General features: G+C 71.9%; 17 protein-coding genes. 8 read left to right on the top strand and 9 right to left on the bottom strand.

All coding sequences use genetic code 11. The features are described from left to right. Positions 1 to 171 precede the first annotated feature (171 nt). On the top strand, positions 172 to 1,059 hold the full coding sequence (locus JYK18_RS36050) for a MerR family transcriptional regulator (RefSeq protein WP_206807880.1): 888 nt from the start codon (positions 172 to 174) through the stop codon (positions 1,057 to 1,059). 18 nt (positions 1,060 to 1,077) lie between these two features. Beyond that, positions 1,078 to 2,334: an NAD(P)/FAD-dependent oxidoreductase gene (locus JYK18_RS36045; protein ID WP_206807879.1), complete on the top strand. Its 1,257-nt coding sequence runs from the start codon at positions 1,078 to 1,080 to the stop codon at positions 2,332 to 2,334. On the opposite strand, the gene JYK18_RS36040 is transcribed toward JYK18_RS36045, so the two are convergent. Then, entirely contained in the window at positions 2,310 to 3,266 is a 957-nt protein-coding gene (locus JYK18_RS36040; protein WP_206807878.1) for an L-tyrosine/L-tryptophan isonitrile synthase family protein, read from the bottom strand. The genes JYK18_RS36045 and JYK18_RS36040 overlap by 25 nt on opposite strands. A gap of 51 nt (positions 3,267 to 3,317) precedes the next feature. On the opposite strand from JYK18_RS36040, the gene JYK18_RS36035 reads away from it, so the two are divergent. Further along, a complete protein-coding gene (locus JYK18_RS36035) occupies positions 3,318 to 4,271 on the top strand; it encodes a LysR family transcriptional regulator (protein WP_206807877.1) in 954 nt (317 codons plus the stop codon). Here the strand turns inward: JYK18_RS36035 and JYK18_RS36030 are convergent. Next, positions 4,226 to 5,665 carry an FAD-binding protein gene (locus tag JYK18_RS36030; RefSeq protein WP_206807876.1) on the bottom strand — a complete coding sequence of 480 codons (1,440 nt, stop codon included), beginning with the start codon at positions 5,663 to 5,665 and terminating at the stop codon, positions 4,226 to 4,228. The genes JYK18_RS36035 and JYK18_RS36030 overlap by 46 nt on opposite strands. Next, the gene (locus tag JYK18_RS36025) at positions 5,662 to 6,474 is read right to left on the bottom strand and encodes a TauD/TfdA family dioxygenase (protein WP_206807875.1); all 813 of its coding nucleotides are present in this window, start codon (positions 6,472 to 6,474) and stop codon (positions 5,662 to 5,664) included. Before JYK18_RS36025 ends, JYK18_RS36030 begins: the two co-directional genes overlap by 4 nt. A 308-nt stretch (positions 6,475 to 6,782) precedes the next feature. On the opposite strand from JYK18_RS36025, the gene JYK18_RS36020 reads away from it, so the two are divergent. Both JYK18_RS36020 and JYK18_RS36015 read left to right on the top strand, forming a co-directional pair. After that, entirely contained in the window at positions 6,783 to 9,470 is a 2,688-nt protein-coding gene (locus tag JYK18_RS36020) for a BTAD domain-containing putative transcriptional regulator (protein ID WP_206807874.1), read from the top strand. 90 nt (positions 9,471 to 9,560) lie between these two features. Then, positions 9,561 to 10,532, top strand: coding sequence for a helix-turn-helix transcriptional regulator (locus JYK18_RS36015; RefSeq protein ID WP_206807873.1), 972 nt, complete (start codon positions 9,561 to 9,563; stop codon positions 10,530 to 10,532). Between the two features lie 3 nt (positions 10,533 to 10,535). On the opposite strand, the gene JYK18_RS36010 is transcribed toward JYK18_RS36015, so the two are convergent. Both JYK18_RS36010 and JYK18_RS36005 read right to left on the bottom strand, forming a co-directional pair. Next, positions 10,536 to 10,895, bottom strand: a complete 360-nt coding sequence (locus JYK18_RS36010; protein WP_307796200.1) for a DUF4440 domain-containing protein — start codon at positions 10,893 to 10,895, stop codon at positions 10,536 to 10,538. Between the two features lie 19 nt (positions 10,896 to 10,914). Beyond that, on the bottom strand, positions 10,915 to 12,429 hold the full coding sequence (locus tag JYK18_RS36005; RefSeq protein ID WP_206807871.1) for an MFS transporter: 1,515 nt from the start codon (positions 12,427 to 12,429) through the stop codon (positions 10,915 to 10,917). A gap of 91 nt (positions 12,430 to 12,520) precedes the next feature. Between JYK18_RS36005 and JYK18_RS36000 the strand changes: the two genes are divergently transcribed. After that, entirely contained in the window at positions 12,521 to 15,190 is a 2,670-nt protein-coding gene (locus tag JYK18_RS36000) for a BTAD domain-containing putative transcriptional regulator (RefSeq protein ID WP_206807870.1), read from the top strand. A gap of 9 nt (positions 15,191 to 15,199) precedes the next feature. Here JYK18_RS36000 and JYK18_RS35995 read toward each other — a convergent pair whose 3' ends face one another. Continuing rightward, entirely contained in the window at positions 15,200 to 15,967 is a 768-nt protein-coding gene (locus tag JYK18_RS35995; RefSeq protein WP_206807869.1) for an IclR family transcriptional regulator, read from the bottom strand. A 134-nt stretch (positions 15,968 to 16,101) separates the two neighbouring features. Here JYK18_RS35995 and JYK18_RS35990 point away from each other — a divergent pair, with 134 nt between their 5' ends. After that, positions 16,102 to 16,803, top strand: coding sequence for a CoA transferase subunit A (locus tag JYK18_RS35990; RefSeq protein ID WP_206807868.1), 702 nt, complete (start codon positions 16,102 to 16,104; stop codon positions 16,801 to 16,803). A gap of 2 nt (positions 16,804 to 16,805) precedes the next feature. Further along, positions 16,806 to 17,459, top strand: coding sequence for a CoA transferase subunit B (locus JYK18_RS35985; protein ID WP_206807867.1), 654 nt, complete (start codon positions 16,806 to 16,808; stop codon positions 17,457 to 17,459). Positions 17,460 to 17,504: 45 nt separating this feature from the next. Here the strand turns inward: JYK18_RS35985 and JYK18_RS35980 are convergent, their stop codons facing one another. The 3 genes from JYK18_RS35980 to JYK18_RS35970 all read right to left on the bottom strand — a co-directional run bounded on the left by JYK18_RS35980 (position 17,505) and on the right by JYK18_RS35970 (position 20,119). Next, on the bottom strand, positions 17,505 to 18,989 hold the full coding sequence (locus JYK18_RS35980) for a SulP family inorganic anion transporter (protein WP_206807866.1): 1,485 nt from the start codon (positions 18,987 to 18,989) through the stop codon (positions 17,505 to 17,507). 8 nt (positions 18,990 to 18,997) lie between these two features. Beyond that, entirely contained in the window at positions 18,998 to 19,585 is a 588-nt protein-coding gene (locus tag JYK18_RS35975; protein ID WP_206807865.1) for a carbonic anhydrase, read from the bottom strand. A gap of 135 nt (positions 19,586 to 19,720) precedes the next feature. Next, complete coding sequence (locus JYK18_RS35970) at positions 19,721 to 20,119, bottom strand: hypothetical protein (RefSeq protein WP_206807864.1); 399 nt, start codon at positions 20,117 to 20,119, stop codon at positions 19,721 to 19,723. Positions 20,120 to 20,193: the final 74 nt, after the last annotated feature.

Below are 20,193 nucleotides of genomic sequence, written 5' to 3'. Positions count from 1 at the left end.
CGCCTCGCCGAATCGCGGCTGGGGTGGGCTGCTCAGGTGGGCTCGAGGGTCCGCGGCACCTGCTCGGGCGGGGGTAGGCATGCCCGAGGGGTACCCATTCGGCAGCCGGTCAATCCGGCGATTCGTTGCGAAACCGATGCGACCGGGGCGCGATGTGGGAACATCCTGACCATGACGACGAAGTCCGCACCGGGCCGGGACGAGGTCTCGGCGCGCAACGTGTGGACGCCCGGGCAGGTCGCGGACCTCCTGGGCGTGTCACCGGTGACACTGCGCAGCTGGGACGCCCGGTACGGGATCGGCCCGACCGTGCGCGAGTCGGGGCGGCAACGCCGGTATTCGACGGCCGATGTGGCCGGGCTGCAACGGATGCAGAGCTTGATGAGCCGGGGTGTCCGGACTCGGGAAGCCGCCCAGCTCGTGCTCTCCGGACGAGACGATCCGCTGGTGACCGGGCAGGCCGAGCGCACCATGCAAGCGTTGCACGAGGCCGCGGACGGCCTCCGGTACGCCACCATGGCCGCGTTGCTCGACGATGCTCTCGCGGCCGGCGGTGTGGTCACCACGTGGCAGGAGATCCTGGTCCCGCTGTTGCTTCGGCTCGAAGAAAGCTGGACCGCGGGCGAGCCGTGCTTCGCCGCGGAGTGGGCGCTGGCGCGCGAGATCTCCGCGGCGCTGGAGCGCTACGCCCGGCCCCGCAGCACCGCGCTGGGCGGGGCGCCGTTGCTGCTCGCGTGCTGCCCGGCCGAGCGGCACACCCTGCCGCTCGAAGTGCTCCGCGGCGCACTGGCGGAGCTCAACGTCGCGGCGATGTACCTTGGCCCGATGGTGCCGCCGGACACCATCGTCGCGCTGACGAAGCACCTGTCCCCGGCCGTGGTCGTGCTGTGGTCGATGGCCCCGGGCACCGCCGACATCGGTGTGCTGCGCCGGATTCGGCGGGCGGGCGGACGGCCCTGCCTGGCCGGACCGGGCTGGAACCAGTTCACCGGGCGGCGCACCCCGCGTGTCGACGACCTGCCCGGCGCGTTGACCCGGATCACCGAGATGATCGAGTAGCGCTCAGGGAGGGACCGGTTGGCAAGCACACGGGTGATCATCGCGGGTGCCGGTATCGGTGGTCTCTGCCTGGCGCAGGGACTTCGGCGCCGGGGCGTGGACGTCGCGGTGTTCGAACGGGACAGCGGCTTCGACGCGCAGTGGAGTGGCTATCGGCTGCACCTGACCGGGGAAGCCAACCGCGCGTTGTACGACTGCCTGCCGCTGCGGAACTACCTCGGGGTGCTCGCCGCCGCGTCGGTACCACTGGACGCGTTCCACCTGCTCGACGAATCGCTGACCGAGCTGGCCGCCATTCCGTTGGGTGGCTCGGAAACTCTGGTCGACGACGACGTGATGGTCAGCCGCCGTGCCCTGCGCTCGATGCTGCTGACCGGGTTGGACGCGGAGGTCCACTGGGGACGTGAAGTGACCGGGTACCGGGCGCTGCCCGACAACGGCGTGAGCGTGCGACTCGCTGATGGGGACGAAGTGGAAGGCACGCTGCTCGTCGGCGCCGACGGCCGGGCCTCCGCGGTTCGCGCGCAGTTGCTGCCCGGATCGGAACCGTCGGCGTGGCCCACCCGCTGTGTGGCCGGCACGACCAGCCTCGACATCGCGCGGACGTTGTCCCTGCCGCCGCCTTTCCTGCGGGGGACGGGGTTCGTGCTCGGCCCAGGGGGTGGAAACCTGTTCTTCTCGTACCACCAGCCGAGCGACCCGGAGGAGCCGTACGTGCTGTGGGCGGTGGCGGCACCACCGGACCGGTGGCAGGCCGATCCCCGGGAGCTGGGTCCCGGGGAACCCCTGCGAGCGCCGGTGCTGGGACTGCTCGACGCCTGGGACCCTGCCGCCGCCGAACTCGTCGCGCACGCGGATGCCGCGTCGATGGTGCCCCTGACGTTCTGGGCAGCGCCGAAGACCCCGGCCTGGCCGACCTCGCCCTCGGTCACCCTGCTCGGGGACGCGATCCACGTCATGCCGCCGACCGGCGGGATCGGGGCGAGCACGGCGTTGTGCGACGCGGTCGACCTGGCCGACGTGATCGCGCTGATCGACCGCGGGCTCGCCGACCCCACGCGCGCGCTGGGCGGCTACGAGTCGCGCATGCTCAGCCGTGGCCGGAAGGCCGTGGCGGCCAGCACGTCGAACTTGCGGTGGGCCCAACGCCTCGAGGGGCCGGTGGCCTTCCGGCTCGGCAAGTTCGGCTTGAAGGCGGTCACCGGGACCCAGAACGCGTTCCGTTCTCTCGCGGGACGGCTGGTAGGGGCTCACCGCCGAGCAGGCAGCCGGTAGTGCGTAGGTCGGCCGTCGACCAGGACCGGGGTGGCGCCGGCGGCCTCGGCATCGGCTCGTTTCATCAGCCGGATGCGGGCGCCGTCCTGGACGGCCACGCTGTGCCACGGGGTCAGCCACGTGTCCGGGGTGTCGGCCAGGAGTACGCCGAGCTTCGCCGAGCCGCACGGCTGCGGGTGGATCGACAGCCGGACCGCGTCGGGGAAGTGCTCGGCCAGGAGGTTCGACCAGGCGTTGCTGCGCGAGATCACGCCGTACGCGCGTTCACGGCAACGGCGTTGCAGCGCCGCCCGGCTCTCGGTGCGGCCGGGAACCGACTGGTCCTCGACCAGGAACCGGGTGATGCCCCGGTACATCCCGAGCAGCGGCCCACCGGCCCGGACCTCGGCGCGAATCCGCTCGACCGGCTGGCCGTGGCGGCGCACCAGGTCCGCGCGCATCTGTTCCGGTGAGCGGCCCGCGGCCGCGTCGTCCAGGCAGAACTGGCCCAGCCGCCCGCCGCCGACCCGCGCGATCATCCGGTCGAGCTCCGCGCGGTAGGCCGACACGACCTCGTCGGAGACCCCGATGAGATCGCTGAACACCCGTCCGTCCGAGCAGATCAGCACCCGCGCGCCGGCCGGGTGGAGCTCGCCGATCCGGTCGGCCAGCGACCGCAGGAAGCGCAGCGCGTGCTCCTCGGCGAGGTCGGGCAGGACGCCCAGCACCTTGGCGGGATTGGGCGACTTCACCGGGAACGCCGGGAGCACGAGGTCGATCCGGCGGCCCGCGGCCACCAGCGCCCGGACGGTGCCGAGGTGGTGGTCGAGGCACCGGGCGCACACCGCGCCGGTGCACGCGGCGTCCCGGGTTCTGCGCTGGTGGGCCAGTACGAGGCGCAGCACCGAGGCGGCCCGCCGGTCGACCGCGGGCACCGAATCCTGTTCGATCATCGTCCGTCCTGGATCTCGTCGGGAAGGAACAGCGGCTCATAACATCGGGGGATGGAACTGGAAGTCCGACACCTGCGGGTGGTGTGCGCGGTCGCCGACCACGGCAGCCTCAACCGGGCCGCGGCCGCGCTGGGCATTTCGCAGCCCGCGCTGACCAGGCAGGTGCAGCGGCTGGAACGGGCGCTGGGCGGACCGCTGTTCACCAGGGACGGCAACGGGACCACGCTGACCGCGCTGGGTTCCTACGTGCTGTCCCGGGCGCGGGCCGTGCTCCCGGCGATGGACGAGCTGAACAGCGGCGCCGCGCACCACGCGTCCGGCACCCCCGCCCGGCTCCACTACGGAGCGGTGCTCGGCCCGCTCGCCGCCGGACTGCTCCCCGCGCTGCGGGAACTGCGCCCGGACGCCGAGATCCGGTTCCGCACCGAGCAGTCCAACGCGCTTTTGGTCGACCTGCTGGCGGGACGGCGGCTGGAACTGGCCGCCCTGCTGGAGTTCCCTGGCTACGAAACGGAACTCCGCGCCGGGGTGCTGCGGCACGTGGTGGCCACCGAGCCGGTGTTCGTGCTGCTGCCGGAAACCCATCCCGCGGTCGGGCTGGAAGCGGTGCCGCTGGCCGAACTGGCCGACGAGGAGTGGGCGCTGGAACCGCCGGACGACAACCGGTTCCGGGAGTACTTCACGCTGGCGTGCCACGATGCGGGCTTCCCTCCGAAGGTCGGTTACGAGGCGGAGGCCGGGAGTTACACCGACCTGATCAGCAGCGGCCAGGCGATCGGGCTGGGCCAGGCCACGTTCCGCCGCCACGCCGGGGTGGTGGTGCGGCCGCTGGCGGGCGATCCGATGTGGGCCAGCCACGTGCTGGTGTGGCAGAACCACGGGCCGCTGGCCGCGGTGGCGGGGGAGCTGGTCGCGGCGGCGGAGCGGGTGTACCGGACCGCGGTCGACCGGAGTCCGGTCTATCTCGACTGGCTGGCGGCGATGGGCGAGAGCGAACGCAGGTAGCCGGTGATCGCCGAGGTGTCCTCAGTGGACGATGCGGCGGCGATGTGGGAATCGGGGCGGACGAGGAGCAACTGGTTCGAGTACGGGCATTCGGGGGCTCTTGGGAACCGCAGCGTTTTGACGAAAGGGGGCAGGTCGATGGGCGGGTGGTGGTCACCGAAGACGAGGAGCGTGAAGAACCGGTAGTCGAGCAGCGAGTAGATCCGCGGACCGTCCGACTCGACGAGGAAGTCGAAGAGGCGGGTACCGGCGAGGCCGCTTTCGCCGTAACGGATTCCCATGCCGGTGATGTTGCCTGCCCGCCGTTCCACGGTCTTGACGTAGTCGACCGCGTGAGTTCCGTTGTCGGAGTACTTGGTCGCGCGTACCAGTGCACCGGAGGACTCGACCACGCTCAGCGCGACCGGCTTGCGTTCCTCTTCGTACGAGCGCAGGATTTCCGGTGGCGCACCGGCGTTGACCACCATGCCGAGCTTCCACATGAGGTTGAACGCGTCCGACAGCCCGGTGTTCAACCCCTGGCCGCCGTTCACCGAATGGACGTGGCAGGCGTCCCCGGCCAGGTGGACCCGCTCGTCCACCGAGAACCGCTCCGCGACGGATTCCTTGACGGAGAAGCGGGAGTACCACTCGACCCGCTCGACGGCCAGCCGGTGCGGGTGCAGGGCGCGGTTGATCTTGGCGACGACCTGGTCGAAGGTGAACTCCTCCACATCCATCCGGACGTAGAACCGATCGAGGTCTCCCTCGCGCGGAATCCACGCCACGTCGGAGGTTTCGGCCTGGAAGACGATGATCTCCGGAACCTTGGGGAAGTCGGTGGCCATGACACCGTCCAGCACGGCCCAGATCATTTGCGGCCGGATGAGCGCGAACGGGATGCCGAAGGCTTCCCGGACGAACGAACGGGAGCCGTCGGCGCCGATGACGAACTTCGACTCGACGACCTCGCCGGACGACAGCGTGGACCGGCAGCCACCGTCGACGAGGTCCACCGCCTCGACCGACGTCCCGCGGCGTACCTCACCCACCCGCCGATCCAGGAGGCCTTCGACGTGGGACTGGCCGAGCATCAGGAAGTGCTTGTGGAAGCAGCCTTCCAGCTCCTCCCACCAGGTCGACTGGCGGGAGACGAACCGGCCGCCGGACCAGACCGAGCTGGTGTCGCAGGTTTTCCCGAGCGGGTAGAGGTCGTCGAAGAGGCCGACTATCTCCAGCAGTTGCAACGAGCGTGCGTTGAGCGCGTCGGCCCGGCCGGTGCGAAGCGGCCCCGGTGTCTTGTCGGCGATCAGGACGCGCAGGTTGTGCAGCCGTCCGAGGAAGGCGCACAGCAGGCCGACCGGACCGGCACCGACCACGAGGACGTCGACCTCCGTGGGAGTCTCCGCTGTCATCGGAGCGCGGGGTTGTCCAGCGGCGGGTCACCGAGCACGTGCACGCGGCGCAGGTGCCGCGGGGCGCGGCTGGTGAAGGCCTCGCGTCCGTGGAGCAGCGTGTAGTTGTCGGCCACGACGACGTCGCCGGCTTGCCAGGCGTGCGCGTAGAAGTGCGCGGGGGAGTAGAGGGCGGCGCGGATGCTCTCGTGGAAGCGGTCGTCGGCGCCGGTGAACTCGAGGTCGGGGTGGTTGATGAAGTCGGGGTCACCGGCGATGGCGGGTTCTCCGTAGCGCAGCACCGGGAAGCCGGCGACGGGGTGCGTGGTCACCACCGGGGAGACGGCCTTGCTGTCGTAGAACTCCATCTTGCGCCGGTAGGTGCCGGTGACGCGTTCCCAGAGGCGTCTTGTTTCCGGCTCGGCGTCGGCCACCGCCGTTCGGGAATTGGCGAAGGTGGTCCGGCCGCCCTGGTGCTCGGCCGGGGCGGTGACGCAGTGGAAGATCTGGAACTCCGGTACCTGCGGCCGGTACATGCCGTCCCAGTGCAGGGGGACGTAGCTGTGGTCGAAGATGTGGTCGCCGGGGTTGTCGTGCTCGACCAGTTCGAGCACCGCGCCGAAGGGCCACATGCTGATCTCACCCCAGGTGCCGCTCCACTCGGTGAGTTCGGCGGGGGTGCCGAACGGCGGGAAGTCCCTGAGCAGCAGGAGGTGGTGGGTCCTGACCAGTTCACGAAGGTGGTCGACGGGCAGCTCGGCGAGCTGGGCGGCACCGGGGCCGGGCCGCACCACCACCCCGAACGAACTCAACTTCTCGACGACGATCATGGCTTCCATCCTGACCGCGCGGGATGGCCTTACCTACTGTCGTCTGGGGATAACATCGCGTTATGCGCCCGGGTGAGGGCGCCGATGGCAGACGCCGCGTGCGGCCCGTGCCAGGGCACGAACGGGCAGGCTATCCGTGGGAAATCACTCCAGTCGGCCAAGCCGATTCGGGGGTCAAGCCGCCTGCTGTGTCCACAACGGACGCCGGAGAGCTGGCCGCCGTTTCCGGCATTGCGCTTGGCCGTTGAAGGGACTGCCGGTATTCAAGAGGGGTGCAACAAGCGGGCGGTATCGGCGGGCAGCCGGATGTGGGTGTTCTCGGGGAACTGGAGGTGCGTTCGGCGGGTGAGCCGGTACCGGCCGGGCACAGCCGCAGGCGGGCGGTGCTGGTGGTGCTGGCGGTCGAGGCCAACCGCGTGGTGACGGTGGACAGCCTCATCGACCGCGTCTGGGGTGACGAAGCGCCGAGCCGGGTGCGGCCGGTGTTGCGCACCTACCTGACCCACCTTCGCCGGGCGGTTGCCGAGGCCGGGGCGGCGATCGAGCGCCGCGACACCGGGTATGTGCTGGTCATCGAGAGCGACCGCGTCGACGTGCACCGCTTCCACCGGTTGCTCGCCTTGGCCCGGGAACAGGAGGACCCGCACCGCTCACTCCAACTGGTCGACGAGGCACTGGCGCTCTGGCGTGGCAAGCCGCTCGCGGAGTTGGCCACGCCTTGGGCAGACAGCGTCCGGGAGCGCCTGGAACTCGAAAAGGCCACCGCCGATGCCGACCGCGTCGACTGGGCGCTGGAGTGCGGCAGGCATCAGGAACTGCTCCCCGAACTGACCACCCGGTCCCACGACCGCCCACTGGACGAGCGCGCCGCCGCGCAGCTCATGCTCGCGTTGTACCGCGGTGACCAGCAGGCCGCCGCGCTGGCGCACTACCGGCGGACCCGGCAGGCCCTCGTCGACGAGCTGGGTACCGAACCGGCGCCGCCGCTTCAGGAACTGCACCAGCGCATCCTCGTGGCGGACCCTGCTTTGACGCCGAGACCCGACTCGGCACCCCGGCAACTCCCCGCGTCGCCGTCGTTGTTCATCGGGCGCGAGGCCGATCTGGCGGAGCTGGACAAGGCGGCCCAGAACTCCGGGACGACCAGGCTGGTGGCCGTGACCGGCATGGGCGGCGTCGGGAAGACCTGGCTCGCGCTGCGCTGGGCCCACCAGAACCTGCACCTGTTCCCCGACGGCCAGCTCTACGTCGACCTGCGCGGGTACACCACGTCCGGGCCGCTCCGCCCGGAGGTCGCGGTGCGCGGGTTCCTGGAAGCGCTGGGCGTCGCCGCCGACGCCGTCCCGTCCGGTCTCGACGCGCAAACGGCGTTGTTCCGCAGCCGCGTCGCGGACAAGCGGCTGCTGGTCGTGCTGGACAACGCCCGCGACAGCGACCACGTCCGTCCTTTGCTTCCTGGTTCCGGCTGGTGCACGACGCTCGTCACCAGCCGCAGCCAGTTGACCGCGCTCGCGGCCGAGCACAGCGCCGGGCGGATGACGCTGGACACGCTCTCGCCGCAGGATGAGCACCGACTGCTCGCCAGCAGGCTCGGCGAGGAGCGCGTCGGCGCGGAACCGGAGGCGGTGTCGGTCATCCTCGATCGGTGTGCGGGATTGCCGCTGGCACTGGGCGTCGTGGCCGCGCTCGCGGCGAACAACCCCGAGTTCCCGCTCCAGGCGACCGCCGACGACCTGGTGGCCGCGCCCCTCGACGCGCTCGAAACCGGCGAGCTGACTTCCGGTGTGCGGGCCGCCTTCGCCGCGTCGCTGGCGGGGTTGTCCCCGGCCGCGCGCCGGATGTTCGCCCTGCTCGGCCAGGCGGTCGTGCCGGAGATCAGCGGGGAAGCCGCCGCCGCGATCGGGGATCAGTCCCTGGTGGTGGCGCGGGCTTCCCTGCGCGAGCTGGCCGCCGCCAGCCTGGTCCGGCAACCTCGCCCCGGCCGGTTCACCCTGCACGACCTGGCCCGTCACTATGCCGCCGAACTCCCCGCCGAGGACGGCGCCGCGTTGCGCCTGACCGAGTTCTACCTGCACACGGCCTTCGCCTGCGAGCGCGTGCTGGAGCCGAACCGTCCGCCGATCGAGTTGCCACCACCGGCCGTTCCACCGTGGAATCCGGCCGATGCCGCCGCCGCGCAAGCCTGGTTCGCCGCCGAACGCGCCAATCTGCCCGCGGTGCAGCGGCTCGCGTTCGACCGGGGCTGGTATGCCCATACCTGGCAGCTGGCGTGGGCGCAGGCCACGTACTCCTGGATGCGGGCCGATCCGCACGACCACGTGGCCGCGTGGGAACTCGGGCTCGCCGCGGCGGAGCACGAGCCGGAGGTCCGCAACCTGTGCCATCGGCTCGCCTCTCGTGCGTACGTGCGGGCCGGTCTGCTGGAAGAAGGACTGGCGAACTCGCGGCTCGCGTGGGAGTACGCCCGCACCACCGAGGAGAAGGCCCACACCCAGCACTCGCTGGCGTGGGTGACGGGTCAGCAGGGGGACAACACCGCGGCGGTGGAACACGCCGAGCACGCGCTCGCGTTGTTCCGCGAACTGGGGAATCCGGACTGGGAAGCCAATGCGCTCAACATGATGGCGTGGTACCTGACCGGGCTCGATCCGGAACGGGCGCGCGTGTGCGGCGAGCAGGCCCTGGTTTTGCTGCGTGCGCACGGCAGTCGTGGCGGTGAAGGCGCCACTTTGGACACACTGGGGCACATCGCCGCGACCTCCGGCGCGCACCGGGACGCGGTCGGGTACTTCCAGGCGGCGCTCGTGGTGTACCGCGAACTCGGGTACACCGCCGACGAGGCCGACACCTTCGACCGGATCGGTGACGCGTACCGGGAACTCGGCGAGCTCGCCGAGGCACGCCGGGCGTGGGATGAGGCGATCACCCGCTACCGGCAGCACAACCGGGGCGAGCAGGTGTCGCGGGTAGAGGCGAAGCTCGGTGCCGCGCGGTGAGGCTCCTACCTGCGGATTCAACGCGGATTGTGCGGGCGTTGTGCGCGGGGACGGCATCGTGGGCGGGGTCCACGATCAGGAGGGGGTCCCGTGACTGCCGAGCGGAAACAGAGCGTGGTGCCCGCTGACCAGCCCCCGCAGCCCCGGGAAGCGGGCACGGCGACCGAATTCGTGGCGGCGTTGCGGGCGCTGCGCGTGTGGTCCGGGCTGACCTTCCGCGAGCTGGAGGGAAAGGCCACGGCGAACGGGGACGTGCTCCCGTCGAGCACCATCGCCGCCGCGCTCGGCCGGCCGACGCTGCCGCGCGAGCAGATCGTGACCGCGCTGGTGCGGGCCTGCGGGCTGGACGAGGCCGTGGTGCAGGACTGGCTCTCGGCTCGCCGTCGGGTCGCGATGGGGAACCCCCCGGTCTGGACCGAGCCCGTGCCCGCGGCGGCGCCACCGCGGCGATGGCCGGGCGCCGCGCGGGTGGGGGTGGTGCTGGTGGTCGTGCTGGCCGCGCTGGGGGTCGGCGGGTACGCGGTGTTCTCCGACCAGGCCCACGAGCAGGCTCCGGCCGCCGGGGCCGGACTGCCGATCCCCGGGCTGACCATGGGCACGGTCGGGAGCTGGGCGACGATCCGGGCAGCGGCCGCCGCCGATCTCTGCCTCAGCGAGGGGCGCGATTCCACCGGTGGCTACGAGCACGCCGTGGCGGCGCTGAGGCCGTGCGACCAGGCCGTGCCGCCCCGGACGTACTTGCGGCCGGTCGGCACGGGCCTGGTGCAGATCCAGTGGCACCACCCGGAGCACGGCGTGGGGTGCCTCGTCGTGCGGACCGATGGGGCCGGCAAGGACCTGGTCGAACCATGGGACGACTGCAGCGAGAGCCGGTCCGCGCAGGTGTTCCGCCTGAACCCGGTCGGTGCCCCCGACTCGCGGCGGTACCGGCTGCAGCCCGTGCACAGCGAGCTGTGCATCGGGATCGCGGGCAAACAGGCCGTCGCGGACCGGGAGGCGCGGCATGGTCCTTGCACCGGTCAGGCCGATCAGGAGTACTTGATCGACCTGATCGCGCCGTAGCTTTCAGTCGGGGATGACCGTCCCTTGGTGGTATTGAGCCTGCCAGCCGGAGGGTCGGCGAGCCCACACGGTCGCCCGTCTGGTTCGTCGGCCTCGATGCAGGAGTTCGTAGGTGACCAGGAACGTCGCCTCTCCGAGGGCGCGGCAAGCGAAGTCGTGGACCTCCCAGGTGTCGGATTCGGCGTAACCGTCGGTCGAATAGCGCTGGTCGAGCTCGCTCAGGATGCGGTCACGGCCGTACTTCGCGCCGGACGCGCCGACCTCCCAGTAGTCCGGGGCCATCATCTGCTCGAAGTCTTCCCGGCTCGTGCCGAGCTCGGCGCGGTGGAAGAGGGGCTCGTGCCCCCTGAGCTGTTCGCCCACGGCGTCTGATGCGTGCATTTCAGGACTTCCCCTCGTTGCTGCCGATGGTTCCGATGTGGCGCAGCGCCACGGCGGACACGACCGCCAGCACCAGGATGGCCACGCCCGCGACCAGCGTGGCGGTATTCAGCCCTGCTGTCGCGGCCTCCCGGGCGTGTCCGAGCAGTTCCGGGCTGATCTGGTCCGCCACCGACGACGCGCCCGCGATGCTGTCGGCCACCGCGGCGGGGGTGCCCGGAGTCACCTGGTCGCCGATTTCCCCGCGGTAGACCGCCGTGGCGAGGCTGCCCAGGACCGCCACGCCCAGCGCCAAACCCAGCTCCTGCACGGTTTCCGACAGCGCCGAAGCCGAACCCGCCTTCTCCGGCGGCGCCGCGCCGACCACCAGGTCCGTGCCCAGCGCGGCGATCGCCCCGAGCCCGAGGTAGACCAGGCCGAACCCGACCACGACCAGCGCGACACCACCGGTCGGGCCCACCACCGCCAGCGACAGGTACCCGATCGTGGACAACCCCAGCGTGACGGCGACGACGATGCCCGGCGGCACCCGGCGCGCCACCAGCGGCGAACCGATCGCGGCCACGAACATCATCAGCGCCGGCGGCCCCAGCCACGCGCCGGCCGCCATCGGGGACAACCCCTCGACGAACTGCAGTTGCTGCGTGACCAGCAGCATCACCCCACCGACGCCGACCAGCCCGACCAGCAGGATGCTCAGCGCGGCGCTGAACGTGCGACCGGCGAACAACCGCACGTCCAGCAGCGGGCTGGCCAGCCCGCGCTGCCGCCGGACGAACAGCACCGCGAACCCCACGCCGAGCCCGGTCGCCACGAGCGCGGGCAGGTCGAAGCCCTCCTTGGCGACCCGCTTCACCGCGTAGACCACCGGCAGGATGGCCAGCAGCGAGAGCACCACGCTGACCAGGTCGAAGCGGCCACTACGCGGCGCGCGGTACTCGGGGACGAGGAACGGCGCGGCGACCAGCAGCACCACCACGATCGGCACCGCCACCAGGAACGCCGAACCCCACCAGAACACCGACAGCAGCGCGCCGCCGACCAGCGGACCGGCGGCCATGCCGAGCGCGAAGCTGGTCGCCCACACCCCGATCGCCAGCGCGCGCTGACGGGCGTCGGTGAACATGGTGCTGATCAGCGCCAGCGTGGACGGCATCAGCGTGGCACCGGCGACGCCGAGCAACGCGCGCGCGGCGATGAGCAGTTCGGCGCTGGTCGAGTACGCGGCGACCACCGAGACCACGCCGAACGCGGCCGCGCCGATCATCAGCAGCTTCCGCCGCCCGACGCGGTCCCCGAGCGTGCCCATGGTGATCAGGCAACCGGCGATCAGGAAGCCGTAGGCGTCCATGATCCACAGCGTTTCGGTGCTGCTGGGGCGCAGGTCTTCGGCCAGCGAGGGCAGGGCGAGGTACAGCACGGTGACGTCCAGGCCGAGCAGCACGGTGGGCAGTGACAGGACGGCGAGCCCCGCCCACTGCCTCGGCCCGGCGCGCCGTGCGGTCGATGTGCTCATGGAACTCCCTGGTTGACGAGAACGGACGGGAGCCACGCTGACCGGCGGCGCGCACGGTTTCCTGATGATCGCCTGGCGATAGGCTGCGTCCATGCGCTATGGCGTGCTCGGCCCGCTGGCCGTCTGGGACGCGTGCGGGCAGCCGGTCAAGGTGCCCGAGGTGAAGGTGCGCGCCCTGCTGGCGAACCTCCTCGTGCACCGCGGCGGGCCGGTGAGCGCCGACCGGCTGATCGAGGACCTGTGGGCGGGCCGTCCGCCGGGCGGATCGGCGAACGCCCTGCAGACCAAGGTTTCCCAGCTGCGCCGCGTGCTCGGCCGCGAGCAGGTGGTCCGTGAACCGGCGGGGTACCGGCTGCTGGTCACCGGGGACCGGATCGACGCGCTGCGCTTCGAGGAACTCGTCGAGGGCGCGCGAGCGGTCGGGGATCCGGCGGTGAGGTGCGGGTTGTTCGCCGACGCGCTGGCGTTGTGGCGGGGCCCGGCCTACGGCGGGGTGACCGAGGCGCTGTTCGCCCGGGCCGAGATCACCCGGCTGGAGGAACTGCGGCTGACCGTGTTCGAGGACCAGGCCGAGGTGCGCCTGGAACTGGGGGAGTACGCCGCGCTCGCGGCCGAACTGGGCGAGGTGGTGACCCGGCACCCGCTGCGCGAACGGCTGCGGACGATCCACCTGCGCGCGCTGTACCAGGCCGGACGCCAGGGCGAGGCGATGCGGAGCTTCCACGACCTGAGGCAGCGGCTGGACGACGAACTCGGCGTGCCGCCGGGCCCGGCGGTGACCGCGCTGCACGAGGCGATCCTGCGGCAGGAGTCCCGGCTGGCCCCGCCACCCCGGCGCACCAACCTGCCCACCCCGCTGACCCCGCTGATCGGCAGGCGGGAAGCGGTCGGCCGGGTGCGCGAACCGCTGAGCGCCGATCCGGACACGCGGCTGGTGACGCTGACCGGACTCGGTGGCGTCGGCAAGACGCGGCTGGCGATCGCCGCGGCGCGGGAGATGACCGCGCGGTTCCCCGACGGCGTGTGGCTGGTCGAGCTGGCGGGACTCGGGGCGGCGTCGACCGTGGACGAGATCGCCGAACGGGTGATCACCACGCTCGGCCTCTGCGACACCGCGGCCACCGAGCCGGACCTGGCCGATCTGGTGGCCTGGCTGTGCCAGGCGGTGGCGGACAAGCGGTTCCTGCTCCTGCTGGACAACTGCGAGCACCTGGTCGAACCGGTCGCCGCGCTGGCGGGCGCGGTGCTGGCCGCGGTGCCGGGGGCGCGGTTGCTGGCCACCAGCCAGGAGGCGCTCGACATTCCCGGTGAAGTCGTGCACCACGTGCCGCCGCTGGACCTGCCCGAGGACACCGACCCCATGCGGTCGAGCGCGGTCGAGTTGTTCGTGGCGCGGGCCTCCGCCGCGGCACCCGGGTTCAAGCTCGACGCGGGCAATGCCGAAGCCGTGGCTGCCATCTGCCGGCGGTTGGACGGGATCCCGCTGGCGCTGGAGCTGGTGGCGTCACGGCTGCGGGCGCTGAGCCCGGCGCAGCTCGCCGACGCGCTGGCCGACCGGTTCACCCTGCCCGCCGTGCGTGGCCGCGGGCTGCCCGCCCGGCAGCGGACGCTGCGGGCGATGCTCGACTGGAGCTGGGAACTGCTGACCGCGGAGGAACAAACCCTGCTGCGGCGGCTGGCCGTGCACGCGGACGGCTGCACGACGGCCGGGGCCGAGGCGGTCTGCGCGGGCCGGGGCCTGCCCGCCGCCGACGTGCTCGACCTGTTGTCCCGCCTGGTCGACCGCTCGCTGGTGGTCCGCGACGGGGAGCGGTTCCGGCTGCTGGAGTCGGTGGCGGCCTACAGCCTCGAACGCCTCGCCGAGGCCGGGGAGCTGGCCACCACCCGCGCGGCGTTCGTGCGTTACCACACCGAGTCCGCCGAGCAGGCCGACGACCGGCTGCGCGGGCCGGACCAGCGGCGGTACCTGGAACGACTCGACACCGAGACGGTCAACCTCCGGCGCGCGCTCGAACTCGCGGTGGCCGATGACGACAGCGAGCACGCGCTGCGCCTGGTGAACGCGCTGGCGTGGTACTGGTTCCTGCGCAGCAAGCTGACCGAGGCGCGCCGGTCGCTGCACGCCGCGCTGTCCACCGGCGCGTCACCGCACTCGGTGGTCGCGCGGGCGTGGCTGGCCGGGATGGAACTGCGCTCGCTGCCCGCCGTGTCCGCCGGTGGCGATCCGGCCGAAGGCGTCGGTGATCCGGTGCTGCGCGCGCGGTTGCGGTGGTTCGTCGGGACCGGATTGCACAGTGCGGGCAGGCCGGACGAGGGACGGCGGATGGTCGAGGAGAGCCTGGCCGGGGCGCGGGCGGCGGGGGACCGCTGGGCCGAGGCCGCGGCACTGGTCGAACGGGTGCACCCGTCGACGGCCGACGCGGAACTCGGCGCCGCGTTGTTCGACGACCTCGGCGATCGCTGGGGCCGGCTGCGGGCGGCCCGGTCGCGGGCGCTGATCGCCGAACGCGACGGCGATCCCGCGCGCGCCGAGCGGCTGCACCGGGAGAGCCTGCCGGTGGCCGAGGAACTCGGCTTCTGGACCGAGGCGGTGGAAATCCTGACCTGGCTGGGCGAAGCCGCCGTGGCCGGTGGAAACCCCTTGCGGGCCAAGGAGTTCTACGAGCGCGCGCGGTCCATCGCGGCCGAACGCTCCTATGCGCGCGGGGAGAGCAGGGCCGCGCTGGCACTGGCCGAACTCGGCACGGTCGCACCGGCTTGACGACCTCTGTCAGGAGCGCGTCCGGATTCGCTGGGTCAGCTGGTGTGCCTCGTGCAGCAGCAGGGTGCCCAGTTCGGCGCGCCGATCGGGGCGGAAGCGGGTTTCGACGCCGGTGAGCGTCAATGCCCAGTCGGGACTGCCGGACGGCCCGAACACCGCGGCGGCCATGCCCCAGCTGCCCTCGACGATCAAGCCGGGGTTCACCGAGTAGCCGGTTTCCCGCGTCCGGCCGATGCGTTCCCACACGGCGTCGGGGGAGTGGGTGTCTCCCCAGCGCGTGGTGAGGTCGACGCGGCCGAGGTACTCGCTGATCTCGCGGTCGGACCGCATTGCGAGCAGCACCAAGCCCGCGGAGACCACGCCGAGCGGGAAGCGCGCGCCCTCGTACAGGACGAACGACCTGATGGGGAAATCGCCGTCCTCGCGCAGCAGGCACACGGTTTCCTCGTCCCGGCGTGCGGAGAAGAACGCGCTCTCGCCGGTCGCGGTGGCCAGGCGGTGCACGCTGGCGCGCGCGTACCGGGTGGCGTCGAACCGCCGTGCCGCCACCTCACCGAGCAGGTACAGCTCCGGGCCCAGGAACCAGCGGCCGCTGCGCTGGTCTCGGTCGACCTGGCCTTCTTCGGCCAAGGCCACCAGCAGCCGGTGCACGGTGGGCCGCGCGAGGCCGGTCTGCTGGGCGAGCCAGGTGGTCGACGCCCCGTCGTCCCGCGCGGTCGACAGGGCGCGCAGGACCGCGCTGACCCGTCCGATGACGTGGGAAGCCGGCGTGCTCATGCCCGCAGCCTACGTCCACTCAGTGAACGCGACCTGCACCCGGGGTCCATCAACCGAGCAGTTGTTTGACCAGAACACGGGGTTTCCGCTGGACTCGCGCTCGTTCACCCAACGGACGACGTGGAGGGCGCGGAGTGGCGAAACGCTATGCGGACGCGGCGGAGGCGCTGGGCGGCTTGCTCGCCGACGGCAGCACCATCGTGGTCGGCGGGTTCGGGCTGAGCGGAGTTCCCTACGACCTGATCGAGGCCGTGCGGGACTCCGGGGTGCGCGAGCTGACCATCGTGTCCAACAACATGGGCGTCGACGGCAAGGGCCTGGGCGTGTTGCTGGACAACCGCCAGGTGCGCAAGGTGATCGCCTCCTACGTGGGCGAGAACAAGCTGTTCGCCCAGCAGTACCTCGACGGCGAACTGGAGATCGAGTTCACCCCGCAGGGCACCCTGGCCGAGCGGATGCGGGCCGGTGGCGCGGGCATTCCGGCGTTCTACACCGCGACCGGCGTCGGGACCGAGGTCGCCGAGGGCAAGCCGCACGCGCGGTTCGACGGCCGCACCTACGTCCAGGAACGCGCCATCACCGCGGACGTGGCACTGGTGCACGCGCACACCGCCGACCGCGCCGGGAACCTGGCCTACCGCAAGGCGGCGCGCAACTTCAACCCGCTCGCGGCGACCTGCGCACGGGTCTGCGTCGCCGAGACCGAGCACCTCGCCGACGGGTACCTCGACCCGGACGCGGTCACCACCCCGGGCATCTTCGTCGACCGGCTGATCGTGGCCCGGCCCCGGGTGAAGGAGATCGAGAAGCTGACCGTGCGCGAAGTGGAGGCGTGACCATGGCTTGGACCCGCGAGCAGATGGCGGCACGGGCCGCCACGGAACTGTCCGACGGCGACCACGTCAACCTCGGGATCGGCATTCCGACGCTGGTGGCCAACCACGTGCCGCCCGGCATCGAAGTGACCCTGCACAGCGAAAACGGCATTCTCGGGCTCGGCCCGTTCCCCTTCGCCGGTGACGAGGACGCCGACCTGATCAACGCGGGCAAGCAGACCGTCACCGTGTTGCCCGGCGGGAGCTTCTTCGACGCGGCCACCTCGTTCGCGATGATCCGCGGCGGGCACATCGACCTCGCCGTGCTCGGCGCGCTCCAGGTGTCGGCCACCGGCGACCTGGCCAACTGGACCGTGCCCGGCACCATGGTCAAGGGCATGGGCGGCGCGATGGACCTGGTGGCCGGGGCGAAGCGGATCGTGGTGCTGACCGACCACGTGGCCAAGGACGGCACCCCGAAGATCGTCGGCCGCTGCACGCTGCCGCTCACCGGCACCGAGGTGGTCGACCGCGTCATCACCGACCTCGCCGTTCTCGACGTCACGCCGGCCGGGCTGCGGCTGGTGGAACTCGCCCCGGAGGTCACGCTCGACGAGGTGCTGGCCAAGACGGACGCCGAGGTGGACGCGTCCGCCTGGACGAGCGCGGCACGGTAGCGCGCGGGCTGGGCGGTGCCATCGGCGCCGCCCAGCCCGCGTTCGTCACCCGGCCGGGGCGCCCGCGGCGACCGGTTCGGTGACCTTCACCGGGTCGGGACCGGCGCTGTGCCGGGCCGCCCAGTTCTCCAGCGCGGTGCGGCAGGCGTGGTCGAGGTGGTGCAGGCCGGACAGGTCCAGCTCGATCGGGCGGTCGCGGGGAAGCGCCTCCAGGTCGTCGAGGATCTTGGGCAGGCGCAGGAAGGTCGCGTTGCCCGACAGGTGCGCCTGCACCGGACCGGCGCCCTTGTCGACCACCTCCAGCTTGATGTGCGAGGCCTCCCAAGCCGTTTTGATCACCGACAGCGCCAGCCCGATCAGCACGCCTTCGAACATGTTCACCGCGACGATCGACAGCGCGGTGACCACCAGGATCAGCGCCTCGCCGCGGTGTTCGCGCCACAGCGTGGCGATCGAACGCAGCGGGATGAGCTTCCAGCCCGCGTGGACGAGCAGCCCGGCGAGCGCGGGCAGCGGGATGAGCGCCAGCGTGCCGGGCAGCAGCGCGGCGAACAGCAGCAGCCACACCCCGTGCAGGACCCGGGAGGCCTTCGTTTTCGCCCCGGCCTGGACGTTCGCCGAACTGCGCACGATGACCGCGGTCATCGGCAGCGCGCCGAGCAGCCCGCACACGGTGTTGCCGGTGCCCTGCGCCATCAGTTCCTTGTCGTACTCGGTGCGCGGGCCGTCGTGCAGCCGGTCCACCGCGGCCGCGCTGAACAGGCTTTCGGCCGAGGCGATCAGCGTGAACGCCAGGATGGTGCCGAGCAGGCTGAGGCTCGCCAGTTCACCGAAGGCGGCCAGATCGGGCAGCTGGATGGAATCGAGCAGGCCCTGCACCTGGACGGTGGCGACCGGCAGGCCGAACACCGCCGAGACGGCCGCCGCCAGCCCGATCGCGGCGAGCGGGCCCGGCACGGTGCGCACCCGCTTCGGCATCCACTTCCACAGCACCAGCACGGCGATGGTCCCGGCGCCCAGTGCGATCGAGGCGAGCGCGGTGGTGTTCCCGATGACCTCGGTGACCGCGCCGGGAAGCCCGGCCAGCTTGCCGAGCCCGGAGGCGGGGGCGGTCAGCCCGGCAACGGTGTAGAGCTGGCCCGCGATCAGCACGAGCCCGATGCCCGCCAGCATGCCCTCGACCACCGACACCGAGATGGCCCGGAACCAGCGGCCCAGCTTCAGCGCGCCCATGGCGAGCTGGAGCAGCCCGGCGGCCAGCACGATCACCCCGAGCGCGGGCACGCCGAATTCCTGGACGGCTTCGAAGACCAGCACGGTGAGCCCGGCGGCCGGCCCGGAGACCTGCAGGCTGCTGCCGCGCAGGAAGCCGGTGACGAGCCCGCCGACGATGCCGGTGATCAGGCCGAGTTCGGCCGGGACGCCGGAGGCGACGGCGACCCCGACGCACAGCGGCACGGCGACCAGGAACACCACCAGGGAGGCGGTGAAGTCCTGGCGCAGATAGGGGAATTTCGTTCGAACGTCCACAGTGGTCCTCACAGCGCCTGGAAGGTGTCGGAGTCGGCGTGGTGGGTCAGCACGGTGCCCGTGTGCACCTCGTAGAACCAGCCGTGCAGCCGGACCGCGCCCTCGCTCAGGCGCCGGTCGATGCCGGGGTACGAGCGCAGCCGCAGCACCTGGGTCAGGACGTGGTTCCGCACCGCGTCGGCGACGGCCGGGTCTTCGACCGTGCCTTCCGGACGCGGGGTGGCGTGCACGAGCCAGTCGCGCACGGCGGGCACGGCGTCCAGGTCCTCCTGGCGCACCAGCGCGCCGACGGCACCGCAGTGCGAGTGGCCGCAGACGACGATGTCGGTCACCCCGAGCACCTCGACCGCGTATTCGATGGTGGCCACCTCGCCGCTGGGGTGGCCGGAGGCGTACGGCGGCACGATGTTGCCCGCGGTGCGCAGTTCGAAGAGCTCACCGGGCCGGGCGCCGGTGATCAGGGCCGGGACGACCCGGGAATCGGAGCAGGTGATGAACAGGACCTGCGGTGACTGGCCCTCGGCCAGCCGGGCGAATTCGGCGCGGTCTTCACACTGCCGTCGGAAGGAACGGGCGTGCTCGATCAGCGACTGCATTTTCGGGTTTCCTCCTGGCGCGCCATCCGGTGGCGCGTCGGTGATGGACAACGGAACTGCGAAAAGGGCACAGCGGCGTGCCCCCACGCCGGCGTCGGTGACGGGCGTGGCGGGGGATCGGTCGTGGTGACCGGATCAGCGAAGGTAGACCTGGAGCACCGCGGCGGACTGCGCCGCGGACGCGCCGAGGTGTGGCGGCCGGGCGAGCGCGAGGTCCGCTGTTGGCGGGCGTTCGGCCGCGGCGGTGCAGGTCAGCGCGGGTCGCGCGAGCGGCTGGGGAGTCAGGTCGGCCGCGGCGCGGTAGCGGTCGCGGGCGCGGGGAAGACCGTTGGGAGCGGCGGGATCGGGCGAGTCGCACCCGGCCTGCTCGGGTCCGGGCCGCTCTCGTTCCGGATGCGCGGCGGCTTCGGCGATGCCGCCGAGGCCGTCGAGCGCGGCCGCCGGGGTGCCCGGGGCGAGCGCGGGGGCGAGGAACTGCAGAGCGAGCAGCCCCGCCAGTACCAGCAACCGGAATTTGACCGTGCCCAGCACCATTCGCCCCCTTTCCCGTGGTTGTGCCGCTGCTTTTTCCGCCGTTGATCAAGGCTAACAGGCGAAATGAGTACGGC

Origin of the sequence: Amycolatopsis sp. 195334CR (assembly GCF_017309385.1) — a bacterium.
Classification (GTDB): Bacteria; Actinomycetota; Actinomycetes; order Mycobacteriales; family Pseudonocardiaceae; genus Amycolatopsis.
Note: the sequence above shows the minus strand (reverse complement) of the source record. Positions and strands in the feature narration are given on the sequence as shown.

Coding starts and splice junctions, on each gene's coding strand:
- JYK18_RS35985 (WP_206807867.1), top strand. CDS start 16,806: ATGGCTTGGACCCGCGAGCAGATGGCGGCACGGGCCGCCACGGAACTG.
- JYK18_RS36030 (WP_206807876.1), bottom strand. CDS start 5,665: ATGACAGCGGAGACTCCCACGGAGGTCGACGTCCTCGTGGTCGGTGCC.
- JYK18_RS36000 (WP_206807870.1), top strand. CDS start 12,521: ATGCGCTATGGCGTGCTCGGCCCGCTGGCCGTCTGGGACGCGTGCGGG.
- JYK18_RS35970 (WP_206807864.1), bottom strand. CDS start 20,119: ATGGTGCTGGGCACGGTCAAATTCCGGTTGCTGGTACTGGCGGGGCTG.
- JYK18_RS35995 (WP_206807869.1), bottom strand. CDS start 15,967: ATGAGCACGCCGGCTTCCCACGTCATCGGACGGGTCAGCGCGGTCCTG.
- JYK18_RS36040 (WP_206807878.1), bottom strand. CDS start 3,266: ATGATCGAACAGGATTCGGTGCCCGCGGTCGACCGGCGGGCCGCCTCG.
- JYK18_RS36005 (WP_206807871.1), bottom strand. CDS start 12,429: ATGAGCACATCGACCGCACGGCGCGCCGGGCCGAGGCAGTGGGCGGGG.
- JYK18_RS36050 (WP_206807880.1), top strand. CDS start 172: ATGACGACGAAGTCCGCACCGGGCCGGGACGAGGTCTCGGCGCGCAAC.
- JYK18_RS36025 (WP_206807875.1), bottom strand. CDS start 6,474: ATGATCGTCGTCGAGAAGTTGAGTTCGTTCGGGGTGGTGGTGCGGCCC.
- JYK18_RS35975 (WP_206807865.1), bottom strand. CDS start 19,585: ATGCAGTCGCTGATCGAGCACGCCCGTTCCTTCCGACGGCAGTGTGAA.
- JYK18_RS36035 (WP_206807877.1), top strand. CDS start 3,318: ATGGAACTGGAAGTCCGACACCTGCGGGTGGTGTGCGCGGTCGCCGAC.